The organism is Clostridium sp. ZBS15 (assembly GCF_023845705.1).
Lineage (GTDB): Bacteria > Bacillota > Clostridia > Clostridiales > Clostridiaceae > Clostridium > Clostridium aquiflavi.
Map to the genome: position 1 here is coordinate 125,012 of NZ_JAMQHY010000002.1, position 15,251 is coordinate 140,262.

Consider the following 15,251-nt stretch of genomic DNA (forward strand, 5'->3'; position numbering starts at 1 on the left):
TTATTTTAATCTTACTATCATACCCTCAAGTTTACTTAAATCTTCTGCTGAACCAATAGCTACTATTATATCTTTAGCTTTTACAATGTGATCAGCTGAAGGTGATATATTTATATCTTCGCCTTCTTTAATTGCCATAACATTTATTCCATACTGACTTCTTAATTTTATTTCCCTTAGACTTTTTCCATCCCATTCATCTAAAGCTTCAATTTCCATTATACTGTAGTCTGAAGATAATTCAATATAATCTAATATACTAGAAGAAACTAAATTATGAGCAACTCTAACCCCCATATCTTGTTCTGGTAATATTACCCTATCAGCACCAATTTTATACAAAACTTTAGAATGTATCTTATTATTAGCTTTTGCAATTATATATTTAACACCTAATTCTTTAACAAGTAATGTTGCCATAATGCTTGCTTGTATATTAGATCCTATAGTTACAATTGCAACATCAAAATTTCTAAGTCCTAATGTTCTTAATGCATTCTCATCAGTAGAATCCATTTGAACTGCATGAGTTACATTATCAGAAATATCTTGAATTATATCTTCGTCTTTATCTATTACTAAAACATCATTTCCTAAGTCATATAAAGTCTTAGCAACAGAAGCACCAAATCGACCTAACCCAATCACCACAAATTGTTTGTTTACCAAAACTAAGTCACTCCTATCCTATCAATATCTTACCTTCTGGATATCTATATCCCTTTTTTTTCTTTCTATTTAACAATGCTAAAATTACAGTTAATGGACCAACTCTACCACAATACATAGTAAGCATTATTACAATCTTTCCTGTAAATGATAATTGTTGCGTTACTCCAGTAGTTAATCCTACTGTACCAAAAGCTGAAGTTGCTTCATAAAGTAAATTTATAAAAGATTGATTTGGTTCCACTATGGTAAGAATCATTGTCACTATCATCACAAGCATCATTGCAATAAAAAATAAAGTAAATGCTTTATATACTAAATCTTTTGAAAATCTTTTTTCAAATGCTTCAGTATCTTCTCTTCCTTTTAAAACAGAAATTACTGTTAAAATCAGAACACCAAATGTAGCAGTTTTTAAACCACCTGCTGTTGAACCCGATGATCCTCCTATAAACATTAATATTATAGTAATTAATTTACCAGACATCGTCATATCATCAGTAGAAATACTATTAAATCCTGCTGTTCTTGGAGATACAGATGCAAAAAATGAATTTAATATCTTGTCTTTAAAAGACATCCCACCTATAGTTTGTATATTCTTATATTCAAATAAAAATATACATATAAATCCAAAAATAATTAAAAATATAGTAACTAATAATACCACCTTAGAATTAAGAGATAATCTTTTAGAACTTTTATTATAATTATATATTTCAAGCCATACTGTAAAACCTAAACCACCAATTATTATTAAAGCACTTATGCTTAATATTACTACTATATTACTAGAATAACCAGTTAAACTATTAAAATTTCCAAATAAATCAAACCCTGCATTACAAAATGCTGAAATAGAATGAAATATACTATAAAATAATCCCTTTGAAAATCCAAGCTGCGGTATGAACTGAGTTGATAATAATAAGGCGCCAAAAAACTGAACTGAAAATGTTAATGCAAAAACATATTGAACCATTCTTACTAAACCTTCAATATTGAAAGTGTTCATGGCTTCCTGCATTAATAATCTATCCCTTAAAGTTATCTTTTTTCCTAATAGTATTGCAATAAATGTAGTAAAAGACATGAAGCCCATTCCACCAATTTCTATTAACATTATAATTATAACTTGACCAAAAGTACTCCAGTGAGTTCCTGTGTCTAATGTAACTAACCCAGTAACACATACTGCTGATGTAGATGTAAAAATGGCATCTATAAAATTTGTACTTTCACCGCTGACAGAAGAAATAGGTAAAGTTAATATAAGTGCTCCTATTAAAACAACTATAGCAAAACCTATAGATAGCACTTGAACTGCATTAAGTCTTGATTTTTTTGTCAGAACTTTTCCCATATACTCACCTCAAAAGGTTAATTTAAAATTACTTCATTTTATTTTACCTATTTAATATAAATTTTATGTAAACTAAAAATATATAAATAATTTTAAAATTATAATATTTTTCAATATATAATAAAAATGCGACCTAAGTCGCATTTTATTAAGCGTTTAATTGTTTTTTAGCTACTTCTACTAAATCAGCAAATGCTTTTGCATCATTTATAGCGATTTCTGATAACATTTTTCTGTTTATATCGATACCAGCTAATTTAATTCCGTTCATGAATTTTGAATATGAAAGACCATTGATTCTTGTTGCTGCATTTATTCTAGCAATCCATAATCTTCTGTAATCTCTCTTTTTATTCTTTCTTCCAACATAAGAATTTCTTAATGCTCTAATTACTGATTCGTTAGCTGTTTTAAATAACTTACTCTTTCCACCGTAGTATCCTTTTGCAAGTTTTAAAACCTTTTTATGATTCTTACGAGCGTTTTTTGCTCTCTTTACTCTTGCCATGCTTTAAACCTCCTGTAACCTCTTCAAATTATAGATATGGTAATAATTTTTTCATTACTTTTTCTTCTGATTTTGATACGTATCCACCTTTTCTAAGATTTCTCTTAGTTTTAGGACTCTTCTTTGTTAATATATGGCTTTTGAATGCTTTCGCTCTCTTAAGCTTTCCTGTACCTGTTTTCTTAAATCTCTTTGCTGCACCTCTGTGGCTTTTCATTTTTGGCATAAATAAAATCCTCCTCTCAAGTTATCCCTTTTTAGGGCCTAAAACCATTGTCATGTTTCTGCCTTCTTTTTTTGGATGCTTTTCTATTTGGCAGACATCTTCCAATTTCTTTGCGAAGTTATCAAGAATTCTTGCTCCAATATGAGTCAATTCCATCTCTCTACCTCTAAATCTAACAGTGATTTTAACTTTATCTCCGTCTAATAAGAATTTTCTGGCATTCTTTGCTTTTATAGCAATGTCATGTTCTTCTATTGTAAGACTTACTCTTACTTCTTTAACACTTACAACCTTTTGTTTCTTCTTAGCTTCTTTTTCTTTTTTAGATTGTTCATATATGAACTTACCAAAGTCCATTATTTTACACACTGGAGGGTTTGCATTTGGTGAAATCATAACTAAATCTAACTCTTGTTCTTCTGCTATTCTCATAGCTTCTCTTGACGAAATTACACCTAATTGTTCTCCATCATTTGCAACTACTCTTAATTCTTTTTGTCTTATCTCTTCATTAATAAAATAATCTTTACTAATACTTTTCACCTCCGAGGAATTTTATACATAATAAAAGACGGCCATAAGCCGTCTTACACTATCACTATTGATAAAATCTAGAGATATAACCACACTAGTACTTCACAACTGTATGGTGAGAAACGGCTATGTTTCTTCTTTACGAACTAAATTATATCAAGCATTTCATAATGTGTCAATACTTTTTATTATTATTTTTTTATTTTCACATTTCATGCACCCTGTGCAATATTCGACCCTCTCTTCAAACACATTGTTAATAGTATCTAAAAATTCTCTATTAATAGAATTCTCTTTATTATGAATTATTATTTTTTTAGGAGTGTTTGTAATTAATCCACTTATTAATATATCTTCTGTACTAACATCGCTCATTTTCTTACAATCCGAGAATTCTTCCTTAAATGTTTTTAATAAATCTGTTCCATAATTATCAGTTACTATATAGTTACCATTTTCTTCTATAGATATATCTATCAGTTCTATCTTGCAATCTTGTATATCAACAAAATACTTTAATAACTTAACAAATTCCTTATACTCCTTTTCAACAATATAATTTTCAACTACTTTTTGTATTATTTTTTCTATATCTCCTCTAAGTTTCTTCATTCTAAATGTTATGAATCCATTTATATTAATTTCTTGCTTTTCTTTTATGCAATCTTTTATCTCTTCAATAATTCCGTTCATCTTATTTAAATAATAAATAGAGTTACCATCTTTTAATCCACTTTCACATTCTAATACTTTAACAATATCATCTTCTATTTCTAATATTTCATCTTGTTTTAAGAAAAAATAATTTTCTGTTAAAAATTCAAACATTTCTTTTTGTCTATAATTTTCAATAACAACTTTATATAAAATATTACTTACATATAAATTAATAATATCTTTTACCTTTTCATTATAATGTTCTTCTTCACAAATAATTTTTATAATATGAGTCTTATCTTCTATGCTTTCTACTAATCCTATTATTATATTTTTTTTCTTTAGCAATTCTCTTAGATCTTGTAATTCACCAACAAAATCTAATTCATCATTATAAGCTAATTTCAAAACAAGCATGGATTTCACTCCCTTCTTACATTAGTATGTAATAAACTTAAAGCTCTTATACTTATAAAAATACTAAATTTTAGATTTTCATATCCTATTGTTTTTTTTTTAATATTGTAGTAGTTTCTTATTATAAATTACTATATTAAAGGAGTATTTCTATGTATTGTTTTATTGACTACAGATCAACAAAAGAAGAAATTAATAATTTACAAAAACTTAATATTGAACCCATTTTAGTTCCTAAATCTAATAATGTATATGAAGCAATAAATGGTCATCCTGATATTCAAATGAATATCTTAAAAAATTCTTCTGAAAATCAAATTATTATTCATAAAGATATCCCTTTAGAATTTATAAAACTATTGGATAGTAAGAATATAAAATATATTCTTTCAAATTCTAACTTGTCTAATACATACCCTAAAGATATTATTTTAAATTCTTTAATTTTAGATGATTATTTTATTCACAACTTAAAATATAGTGACAATACTCTCTTAAATTCTCAATCATCTAAGTTAAATATCAATGTATCTCAAGGATATACAAAATGCTCTGTACTACCTGTTAGAAACAAAGCACTTATAACAAGTGATGTAGGAATTTATTCCACACTAATAAATTATGATTTTGATGTCCTTTTGCTTCCTCCGGGTGATATACTTCTTCCAAATTTAAATTATGGATTTATTGGAGGTACTGGAGGGCTAATTTCTGATAATAAGATAGCTTTCTTTGGTGAATTAAGTCATTATACGTGGGGAAATGAAGTGAATAAGTTTTTATATAAATATGATGTTTCTCCTATTTATTTAAGAAAAGGTAAATTAATAGATAGAGGTAGCTTACTTGTGCTTTAAACCTAATTTGTAAATTTATCACATCCACTATTAATAATATGATTTTATTTTTTTTCTGTTCCTATATTAATATTTTTCTAATATAAAAAATGTACTTTAACTTAAAAGTCAAAGTACATTTTTATTACTTACTGCTTAAGATTATAATTTAATTGTAAATTTTACTATTATTTTTTTGTAGAATTTAATAACTCACCAATATCTTTAGTTGTAAATGCATATTTAGTGTTACAAAAATTACATACTATTTCTTCATTTTTACCATCATCATATATTTCTTGCAACTCTTTCTTACCTATAGATGCTAATGCTTTCTCTACTTTATCTCTTGAACAATCACATCTATATTTAGGTTCAATAGAATCTAGTATATTTAAATCCATGCCCTCAAATATAAATTCTAATATTTCTTCTATACTTTTTCCTTCTGCTATAAGTGTAGTTATAGGTGGTATCTCTTCTAATCTATATGTTACTAAATCAGCTAAAAGTTCATCTGCATCAGGCATCATTTGAACTATAAATCCTCCTGCTGCTTTTATAGATATATCTTTATCCACTAGCACTCCTAAAGATACTGCTGATGGTGTTTGTTCAGATACTGTAAAATAATAAGCAAAGTCTTCTGCTATTTCCCCACTATATATTGGAACTTGACCTACATATGGTTCTTTTAAACCTAAGTCTTTAATTACATATAAAAGTCCATCCTTACCTATAGCACCACCAACATCTAACTTTCCTTTAGCGTTTAATTCCCTAGTAACATATGGATTCCCTATAAAACCCTTCACACTTGCATCATTATGTGCAGTAACTGTTATTCCTTTTGCTTCTCCTCCACCATTTATCTTTAAAGTTAAAGACTCTTTTTCACTTTTTAATGTAGTTCCCATTAAAGTTCCTGCAGTAAGCATTCTTCCTAACGCTGCTGCTGCAACTGGAGTACATTCGTGAATCTTACTACCCTCATCAACTAAGTTTGTAGTGATTCCTCCTATTATTCTAACCATCCCATTTTTAGCCGTTGCTCTAACTATTTTATCTTTCATATAAATATCGCCCTCCATTATTTACTTACAACATAAACTATTCTTTCACTTTCTTTAAATACAGATTTATTACTGTAACTATCGAACTTACCTACTAATTTAAAACCACAGTCTTTTAAAGCTTTTTCTAATTCAACCTCTTTATAAGCTCTTTCTATGTGTTGCTCTTCAAATTTCTCGTATAATTCTTCTTTACTTTTAACAAAAAAAGTTAAAAACATATTAAGTACTTCTTCTTCAAATACGTTTTCCCATGTATAAAATACATCATCTGAATTATATGTATAAATATTATTACCTAATATAGTTGATAATTTGTAATAAGAATTTATATCGAATATAAATATTCCGTCATCTTTTAAATGTTCATGTACTCTATTAAAATAACTTATTAACTCATCATATTCTGTTAAATAATTTGTAGAGTCAAGAACAGATGTTATTAAATCAAATTTATGATTTAATGATAGCTCACACATATCTTGACATATTATTTTTGCTTTAATTTTATTTTTTTTGAATTTATCAAATGCTATATTTAACATATCATCTGACAAATCAACAGCATATGTATTTTTAAAATATGTAGCTACATTTATTGATACATTACCTGTCCCACATGCTAAATCTAAGTAGTCTTCATATTTTATATTATTTTCTTTACATAGTTCTATAATTCTATTGCCTACTAAGTCGTAATTTATATCTTCATATATTAACTTATCATAAATATTTGCAAATTCGCCATAAGCCATAAATATTACCCATCCTTAAAATATCATATATATTTCCAACAATTATATTATATCTTAATAAGTAATTCGTCAACTTTAATACAATATAATCACATTACATATATATTTCCTTTACTACATATAAATATTAGACTATAGCCATATAGATTTTATACTTTAAATTATATTTTCTTATTATAATTTAGATTTTGTAATATTTGATTATTAGTTGGCATATTAAGTATCTTCTTCCTTTTAGTCATCATGCCTCCTATTCGCCCTGTCTCTTCTGCAGAAAGTCCACCCCAACCTTCTTTATCAACTTTATCACTTAATCCAAGTTCTTCTGCAATTTCATATTTTAATTTTTCCCTCATTTTTTCTGCTTCAGTAAGTTCTTTATTAGATTTTATTTTGGATTTTATTATTTTTTTTAATGGTGTACCACTCACAGTTATGCACTCCTTTCAAAAAACAAATTATTAAGACTATATAATATCTAATAAAGTGTATATTATTTTCTTAATTTGTTTTATATCATTATTCACTAATAATATGTTCTGAATATACTATTAGTATGTATAAAACATAGCTATTATATGAAAAATTTTCACTTATTTTATACATGTACTTGATATTTTCATTATATTTAACTATAGTATTTGTATATTAGATAATTTTTTAAAATAAATTATACTTATAAAAATAATTAGGAGGGATTAATGTGTATAATGTCGCAATAGTTGGGGCTACTGGAAATGTAGGAAGAAAATTTTTAGAAATTCTAGAAGAAAGAGATTTTCCAGTAAAAAATTTATATCTTTTTGCATCTAAAAGATCCGAAGGAAAAACTTTAAAGTTTAAAGGAAAGGATTTTATTGTTGAAGAAACATGTGAAAAAAATATAAAAAGTAAAAAAATAGACTATGCACTTTTTTCAGCAGGTGGAGATGCTAGTAAAGAATTTGCACCTATATTTGCTTCATATGGAGCTGTAGTGATTGATAATAGTAGTGCTTGGAGAATGGACCCTGAGGTACCTTTAATAGTACCAGAGGTAAATCCTGAAGATATAAAACTTCATAAAGGAATAATTGCTAATCCAAACTGCTCTACTATACAGGCTATGCCTATAGTGAAAGCATTAAATGATAAATATGGAATCAAAAGAATAGTATATTCAACTTATCAAGCCGTATCAGGTGCCGGAATTCAAGCCATAAAAGACTTAGAAGATGGCGTTAAAGGAATTGCACCAAAAAAATTCCCTTATCCTATAGCAGGTAATGTTTTACCTCATATAGATGTCTTTTTAGATAATGGGTACACTAAAGAAGAAGAAAAAATGATTAATGAAACAAGAAAAATACTTAATTGTCCTGATTTAAGAATAACAGCTACTACAGCTAGAGTTCCTGTATTAAATGGGCATAGTGAAAGTATAAATGTAGAATTAAATTCTCCATTTGAAGTGGAAGATATTTTTGAATTATTTAGAAACACTAATGGTGTAACTGTATATGATGATGTAAGAGAATTAAAATATCCTACCCCTCTTATGGTATCAGGAAAAGATGATGTTTATGTTGGTAGAATCAGAAGGGACTTTAGTATTGATAATGGCTTAAACCTATGGGTTGTTGGAGACAATATAAGAAAAGGAGCAGCTCTTAATGCTATTCAAATTGCTGAAATAATTATCCAATCTAACAATTAAAAATGGAGGAATTTTAATGTCAGTATTTGAAGGTTCTGGTGTAGCACTTGTTACTCCTTTTAATGATAACGGAATAGATTATGATAAATTACAGGATTTATTAGAATGGCACGTTAAAGAAGGAACAGATTCTATAATTATTTGTGGAACTACTGGTGAAGCAACTACTATGACAGAAAACGAAAAAAAAGCTGTGATCAAATTTGCAGTTGATACAATAAATAAAAGGATACCAGTAATTGCTGGTACTGGTTCAAACAACACTGTTTCTGCTATTGAAATGAGTAAATATGCTGAAAGTGTTGGAGTTGATGCTATACTTGTAATTACTCCTTATTACAATAAAACTTCTCAAAAAGGATTATTTAAGCATTTTAAGGCAGTAAATGATTCTGTAAATACTCCTATAATTCTTTATAATGTACCAAGTAGAACTGGTGTAAATATAACACCTAAATCTTTAGTACAAATAGCAGAGTTAAATAATGTAGTTGCTATAAAAGAAGCAAGCGGTAATATAAGCCAAATTATGGAAATGAAATCATTATGTAAAGATAAAATAGATATTTATTCTGGTAATGATGATCAAATAGTTCCAATAATGTCTCTTGGAGGCAAAGGCGTTATATCAGTTTTAGCTAATGTTATACCAAATGAAGTTCACACACTTACCAAAAAGTGTTTAGAAGGAAAATTTAATGAAGCTTTAGACATTCAATTAAACAGATTGAAATTAACAAATGCTTTATTTATAGAAACAAATCCTATTCCTGTAAAAACAGCTATGAATCTTATGGGATTTGAAGTTGGCTCTTTAAGACTTCCACTATGCGAAATGGAAGATAGTAATTTAGAAACATTAAAGACTATTTTAAAGGAAAATAAATTAATATAAGGTGATTAAATGATAAAAATAGTATTAAACGGTTGCTGTGGCAAAATGGGTAAAGTCATAACTGAATGTGCTAGCAAATTTAATAATTTAAAAATTATTGCTGGTATAGATAAGTTCCCTCATGAAACATCTTATCCTATATTTGAAACGCCTGAAGACTTAGATCTAGATTATGATGTACTATTAGATTTCTCAAGAGCTGGTGCTTTAAAAGGATTATTAAATCTAACTGAAAAAACTAAGAAACCTTTAGTAATCTGTTCAACTGGATTTTCTAATGAAGATTTAACTTTAATAGAGGAAAAGAGTAAAACTCTTCCATTATTCCGTTCTGCTAATATGTCTCTTGGAATAAATTTAATAAATTCTCTATTAAGAAAAGTAACACCTCTTCTTTATGGTAATTATGATATTGAAATCATAGAAAAACATCATAATCAAAAGGTAGATTCTCCTAGTGGTACTGCAGTTTTACTTGCAGATACAATAAAGGAATCTATAAATGATGAAACAAAATTCGTTTATGGACGTTCTGGAGCATCTAAAAGAGAAGAGAATGAAATAGGAATTCATGCTATTAGAGGTGGCTCTATAGTTGGAGATCACGATGTAATCTTTGCTGGAGTTGGAGAGGTAATAGAATTATCTCATAAAGCGATTTCTAGAGAAGTATTTGCTATCGGAGCTTTAAAAGCTTGTGAATACATGGGTAATATATCAAATCCAGGTTTATACACTATGGATGATGTTATAGGTATAACTAAATAATTTTTTGGATATTTAAATTCAAAAAAAGAGGAGATTTTAGAAAATCTCCTCTTTTTTATTTAAATTTTATTTTCCTTCTACATATGCCTTATCAAAGTATATGAATCCTAGTGGTGTAACATTAACACCTTTTACATAGTCTTTTATACCTTTAGCTTTAACTTGATAATTTAAAGGTATTACAAACATATCTTCCATTAACATATCTTCTGCTTTGTGTAACATTTCAAATCTCTTAGTTTGATCTTGTTCAACTTTTGCATCTCTTATCAACTTATCGTATTCTGGATTATTATATCCTGCACAGTTTTGTCCTGATGTACTTTCCCACATATCTAAGAATGTCATTGGATCTACATAATCACCACTCCATGAATGGAAACCAAGTTCATATTGTTTTGCATTTCTTGTAGTTTGGAATACTTTCCATTCTTGACTTTGAAGTTCAACATTAATTCCTAAATTAGTCTTCCACATGTCTTGCATAGCTTGAGCAATATCACCATTTGGATTAGTTTGATTTATAAGCATTACAAGATTAGGGAAACCTTCACCATTTGGATATCCAGCTTCTGCTAATAATTTCTTAGCTTCTTCTACATTACCTTCTGCTTTAAAATATTCTTTGCTTGCAAAATCTGATCCATCTGGATTTTTAATTCCTACTGGTATAAATCCAGTTGCTGGAGATCCTACTTTTTGTATATTTTTAACTATTGAAGTTCTATCTATAGCAAGATTTAAAGCTTTTCTAACTCTCTTATCTTGCAGTGCCTTTGCAGCATTTGGATCTATTGATTTTACTGAATCTGAAACATTTATAACATAAAATCCTGTTGCTAAAATTGGAAAACCTTTTGCACTTCCATCTGCTAAGGCTCCTTCTACTTCTGCTGTTGGTACAATATCTACCATATCAAAATCTCCTGTTTTAAAACTAGCCCAAGAAGATGTATCTTCAGTAACTAATTTCACATTTAATTTATCAAGTTTTATATTTCCAGCATCATAATAATTTTCATTCTTTTCTAATACAATTTCATCTTTCATTGCATATTTAGTCATCTTAAAAGGTCCATTTGAAACATATGTTTCAGCATTAAGTGCCCAGCTATCTTTATTAGCTTCAACTATGGCCTTATTTACTGGTGCATAAGTAGGGAATGCTGTTAATTCTAAAAAGTATGAACATGGAGCAGCTAATGTTACTTCTAAAGTCTTATCATCAATTGCTTTAATCCCAACTTCTTCTGCGCTTCCCTTTCCTTTATTGTAAGCTTCTGCGCCTTTAATATATAGCATTTGGAATGCATATGCTGAAGCTGTTTCTGGATTTAGCACTCTTTTCCAAGAATATTCAAAATCTTGTGCTGTAAGTGGTTCACCATTAGACCATTTAACACCATCTCTTAAGTGAAAAGTATATACTGTTCCATCCTTGACATCATAACCGTCGGCAATTCCAGGAATAGCCTTGTTATTCTCATCTAATTTGTACAATCCTTCAAATGCATTAACTATAATAGTTCCACTATCTACAGCTTCACTTAATGCTGGATCTAAAGTTTTAGGATCTGCATTTAAGTTATAAGTCATAACTTGAGCATTTGCATCATTACTAGCTCCTCCGCCACAGCCTACTAAAGTTGAAAAACCTAAAGTTAATGCCAATGTTATTGCACACAACTTTTTAATTTTACTAGTTTTCATTAAAAATTTCCCCCTTAACAATTCTGTCAAATTTATCTTGCAAACTAACAATCATTATTTATTTCCATAATAAGCAAAAAGATAACGATTGCAGCACCCTAGATAAGGACTTTAAGTTTCAGATGAAGCTTTTTAACTTCACCTGAAAACTTATAATCCTATTTTATTATAACTATCTAATTAAAGATATTTATTAATCATATAAATGACATGCTACAAAATGTCCTGGTTTAACTTCTTTTAATTCAGGATCAATTTCACTACAAATTGGTTTAGCATATCTACATCTACCTTGGAATCTACATCCTGGAGGTGGATCAATTGGAGATGGTATATCTCCTTCTAATATTATTCTTTGATTATTCTTAGCTTCATCAGGGTCAGGTATTGGCACTGCTGAAAGAAGTGCTTGAGTATATGGATGCATTGACTCCGAGTATACTGCATTACTTTCTCCTTTTTCAACCATTCTACCTAAATACATAACTCCAATATGAGTTGATATATGTTTAACCATTGAAAGGTCATGTGCTATAAAAAGATAAGTTAATCCTAACTCTTCTTGAAGCTCTTCAAGCATATTTATAACTTGAGCCTGAATTGAAACATCAAGTGCAGATATTGGTTCATCACATATAATTAAAGATGGTTGAACTGCCAATGCTCTAGCAATACCTATTCTTTGCCTTTGTCCACCTGAAAATTCATGTGGATATCTGTTTATATGATCACTAGCAAGACCTACTTTAGTTAAAAGACTTCTTATTCTATTAGTTCTTTCTTCACCTTTATATAATCCATGAATATCAATAGCTTCTCCTATAATATCCCCTACTGTCATTCTTGGATCTAATGATGCATATGGATCTTGGAAAATCATTTGCATATCTTTTCTTAAAGATATCATATCTTTTACTGAGTAATCAGTAATATCTTTTCCTTTAAAAATTATCTTTCCTGCTGTTGGATTGTATAATTTTAATATTGTTCTTCCTGTAGTTGTTTTACCACAACCTGATTCTCCTACTAGTCCTAAAGTTTCCCCTTTATTTATTGTAAAAGAAACTCTATCAACAGCTTTAACATAACTTTTTCCTCTGAATAAACCTTTGCTAGCAGGGAAGTATTTACATAAATCTTTTACTTCTAAAATTACTTCTTTATCTTTTTCCATTATTCTTCCCTCCTCTTTATAGGTGACTCTACTTTAGGAGCATTTTCATGGCATAGCCAGCATGATACCTTATGATTTTCTCCTATTTCAAATTGTGGAGGTTGTTTTTGAAGACAAACCTTCATTGCATATTCACATCTAGCTGCAAAAGGACATCCTACTGGTGGTTTTAATAAATCTGGTGGTTGTCCTTCAATTGGTCTAAGTTTTTCCTTAGAGTTTTCCTTAGGATTTGGTACACTTCGTAAAAGACCCCAAGTATAAGGATGTTTTCCTCTATAAAATATATCTTCTGTAGTACCTGTTTCAACTACAATTCCACCATACATTACATTAATTCTTGAACAAAGATCAGCAACAACTCCTAAATCATGAGTAATTAATATAATAGAAGTATTAAGTTTTTCTTTTAACTCCTTCATTAAATCTAAAATTTGTGCTTGAATTGTAACATCTAATGCTGTTGTTGGTTCATCAGCAATTATAAGTTTTGGTTCACAAATTAAACTCATTGCAATCATAGCTCTTTGTCTCATACCACCTGAAAATTCATGTGGATATTGTTTTATTCTTTTTTCTGGGCTCGGTATTCCTACTAATTTAAGCATTTTTATAGCTTCTTGTTTAGCTTCTGATCTACTCATACCAGTATGTTTCATTAATGGTTCTGTTAATTGATCTCCTATAGTATAAACAGGATTTAATGATGTCATAGGATCTTGGAATATCATTCCAATATCATTTCCTCTTATACTTTCCATTTCTGATTCTTTTATGTTTGATAAATCTTTACCATCAAATTCAATTTCTCCACCTGCTAATTTTCCATTGTCAGCAAGTAATCTCATAATTGACATCATAGTAACACTTTTACCACAACCTGATTCTCCAACTATACCTAAAGCTTCTCCTTTATCTAAGTAAAAAGAAACACCTCTTACTGCATGCACTTCTCCTACATTAGTTTTAAAGGAAGTTTTTAAATCTTTTACTTCTAATAGTCTTTCCATTATATCTTCCTCCTATCTCTTATTCTTAGGATCTAGTGCTTCACTTAATCCATCTCCGAAAAGATTAAATGCTAATATTATTAAGCAAATTGCTAATGCTGGGAATAGCAATTGATAAGGATATTGATATATTGCTTTCATTGCTTCATTAGCTAAAGTTCCTAAAGATGCTTTAGGAGGAACAAGTCCTAATCCTATGAAGCTTAAAAATGCTTCTGTAAATATCGCTTGTGGTATAAGCAAAGTCAATGTAACCATTATTGATCCAATACAGTTTGGTATTAAATGTCTTATAAGTATTCTAGTATTAGATGCTCCTAAAGCTTTTGCTGCAAGAACAAATTCTTGTTGTTTTAATTGTAAAACATCTCCTCTTACTATTCTTGCCATTCCAATCCAATAAGATATTGAAAGTGCTAATATAATAGTTGAAAGACCACTACCACCACTTCCTGGTTTATTTAATATAGTCATTAAAATGATTACATATATTATTAATGGGATTGAATATAATACATCAACGATTCTCATCATTAAATTATCTATTTTTCCACCGCAAAATCCTGCTATACCACCATATAATACACCTATAAATAAATTAATAAATGCTGCTGCTACACCTATCATTAATGAATATCTAGCACCAAAAAATACTCTTACAAATATATCTCTACCTAATTGATCTGTTCCAAACCAATGTTCTGCTGATGGTTTTAAATTAACAGCAGATAAAGAATTTGAATCATAAGTATATTGTGATGTCATAGGAACTAAAATTGCTGCTGCTGTAATAATTATTATTCCAATTAAAGATATTATAGCCATTTTATTCTTCTTAAGTCTGTTCCATGCGTCTTTCCAATAACCAATACTTGGTCTTACAATAACCTCTATCTTTTTTTCTTCTTCAGTTAGAGGAGTAAATAAGTCCTTTTCTAAATTAACTTCTTGTTCCATAAC

General features: G+C 28.7%; 17 protein-coding genes. 4 read left to right on the top strand and 13 right to left on the bottom strand.

The features are described 5' to 3' along the window. From NG904_RS01195 to ytxC, 6 genes are all read right to left on the bottom strand, one after another. Window positions 1-669: a potassium channel family protein gene (locus tag NG904_RS01195; RefSeq protein ID WP_252213204.1), complete on the bottom strand. Its 669-nt coding sequence runs from the start codon at window positions 667-669 to the stop codon at window positions 1-3. A gap of 13 nt (window positions 670-682) precedes the next feature. Beyond that, on the bottom strand, window positions 683-2,032 hold the full coding sequence (locus tag NG904_RS01200) for a TrkH family potassium uptake protein (RefSeq protein WP_252229240.1): 1,350 nt from the start codon (window positions 2,030-2,032) through the stop codon (window positions 683-685). 148 nt (window positions 2,033-2,180) lie between these two features. After that, window positions 2,181-2,540, bottom strand: a complete 360-nt coding sequence (gene rplT, locus NG904_RS01205; RefSeq protein ID WP_003369926.1) for a 50S ribosomal protein L20 — start codon at window positions 2,538-2,540, stop codon at window positions 2,181-2,183. Window positions 2,541-2,568: 28 nt separating this feature from the next. Further along, window positions 2,569-2,766, bottom strand: a complete 198-nt coding sequence (rpmI, locus tag NG904_RS01210) for a 50S ribosomal protein L35 (RefSeq protein ID WP_003373773.1) — start codon at window positions 2,764-2,766, stop codon at window positions 2,569-2,571. 21 nt (window positions 2,767-2,787) lie between these two features. Next, complete coding sequence (gene infC / locus NG904_RS01215) at window positions 2,788-3,309, bottom strand: translation initiation factor IF-3 (protein ID WP_252213202.1); 522 nt, start codon at window positions 3,307-3,309, stop codon at window positions 2,788-2,790. Window positions 3,310-3,465: 156 nt separating this feature from the next. After that, window positions 3,466-4,374, bottom strand: a complete 909-nt coding sequence (gene ytxC, locus NG904_RS01220) for a putative sporulation protein YtxC (protein WP_252213201.1) — start codon at window positions 4,372-4,374, stop codon at window positions 3,466-3,468. Window positions 4,375-4,526: 152 nt separating this feature from the next. On the opposite strand from ytxC, the gene NG904_RS01225 reads away from it, so the two are divergent. Then, the gene (locus NG904_RS01225; RefSeq protein WP_252229242.1) at window positions 4,527-5,231 is read left to right on the top strand and encodes a DUF6873 family GME fold protein; all 705 of its coding nucleotides are present in this window, start codon (window positions 4,527-4,529) and stop codon (window positions 5,229-5,231) included. A gap of 167 nt (window positions 5,232-5,398) precedes the next feature. On the opposite strand, the gene hslO is transcribed toward NG904_RS01225, so the two are convergent. The 3 genes from hslO to NG904_RS01240 all read right to left on the bottom strand — a co-directional run bounded on the left by hslO (window position 5,399) and on the right by NG904_RS01240 (window position 7,469). Further along, window positions 5,399-6,283, bottom strand: coding sequence for an Hsp33 family molecular chaperone HslO (gene hslO / locus NG904_RS01230; RefSeq protein WP_252229244.1), 885 nt, complete (start codon window positions 6,281-6,283; stop codon window positions 5,399-5,401). A gap of 17 nt (window positions 6,284-6,300) precedes the next feature. Further along, window positions 6,301-7,038 carry a class I SAM-dependent DNA methyltransferase gene (locus NG904_RS01235; RefSeq protein ID WP_252213196.1) on the bottom strand — a complete coding sequence of 246 codons (738 nt, stop codon included), beginning with the start codon at window positions 7,036-7,038 and terminating at the stop codon, window positions 6,301-6,303. A gap of 161 nt (window positions 7,039-7,199) precedes the next feature. After that, window positions 7,200-7,469: an alpha/beta-type small acid-soluble spore protein gene (locus NG904_RS01240; protein WP_252229246.1), complete on the bottom strand. Its 270-nt coding sequence runs from the start codon at window positions 7,467-7,469 to the stop codon at window positions 7,200-7,202. 272 nt (window positions 7,470-7,741) lie between these two features. Between NG904_RS01240 and NG904_RS01245 the strand changes: the two genes are divergently transcribed. Genes NG904_RS01245 through dapB form a run of 3 tightly spaced genes read left to right on the top strand, consistent with a single transcriptional unit; the run spans window position 7,742 to window position 10,397 of the window. After that, complete coding sequence (locus NG904_RS01245) at window positions 7,742-8,734, top strand: aspartate-semialdehyde dehydrogenase (RefSeq protein ID WP_252229248.1); 993 nt, start codon at window positions 7,742-7,744, stop codon at window positions 8,732-8,734. A gap of 16 nt (window positions 8,735-8,750) precedes the next feature. Next, window positions 8,751-9,629 (top strand): 4-hydroxy-tetrahydrodipicolinate synthase, encoded by an 879-nt coding sequence (gene dapA / locus NG904_RS01250; protein ID WP_252229250.1) that lies wholly within the window; start codon window positions 8,751-8,753, stop codon window positions 9,627-9,629. 9 nt (window positions 9,630-9,638) lie between these two features. After that, window positions 9,639-10,397: a 4-hydroxy-tetrahydrodipicolinate reductase gene (dapB, locus tag NG904_RS01255; RefSeq protein WP_252229252.1), complete on the top strand. Its 759-nt coding sequence runs from the start codon at window positions 9,639-9,641 to the stop codon at window positions 10,395-10,397. Window positions 10,398-10,463: 66 nt separating this feature from the next. On the opposite strand, the gene NG904_RS01260 is transcribed toward dapB, so the two are convergent. From NG904_RS01260 to NG904_RS01275, 4 genes are all read right to left on the bottom strand, one after another. Next, on the bottom strand, window positions 10,464-12,107 hold the full coding sequence (locus NG904_RS01260; protein ID WP_252229254.1) for a peptide ABC transporter substrate-binding protein: 1,644 nt from the start codon (window positions 12,105-12,107) through the stop codon (window positions 10,464-10,466). Between the two features lie 193 nt (window positions 12,108-12,300). Beyond that, on the bottom strand, window positions 12,301-13,281 hold the full coding sequence (locus tag NG904_RS01265) for an ABC transporter ATP-binding protein (protein WP_252229256.1): 981 nt from the start codon (window positions 13,279-13,281) through the stop codon (window positions 12,301-12,303). Continuing rightward, a complete protein-coding gene (locus NG904_RS01270; protein ID WP_252213187.1) occupies window positions 13,281-14,291 on the bottom strand; it encodes an ABC transporter ATP-binding protein in 1,011 nt (336 codons plus the stop codon). The genes NG904_RS01265 and NG904_RS01270 overlap by 1 nt, the downstream gene beginning before the upstream one ends. A 12-nt stretch (window positions 14,292-14,303) precedes the next feature. Then, window positions 14,304-15,248, bottom strand: coding sequence for an ABC transporter permease (locus tag NG904_RS01275; RefSeq protein WP_252213186.1), 945 nt, complete (start codon window positions 15,246-15,248; stop codon window positions 14,304-14,306). Window positions 15,249-15,251 lie beyond the last annotated feature (3 nt).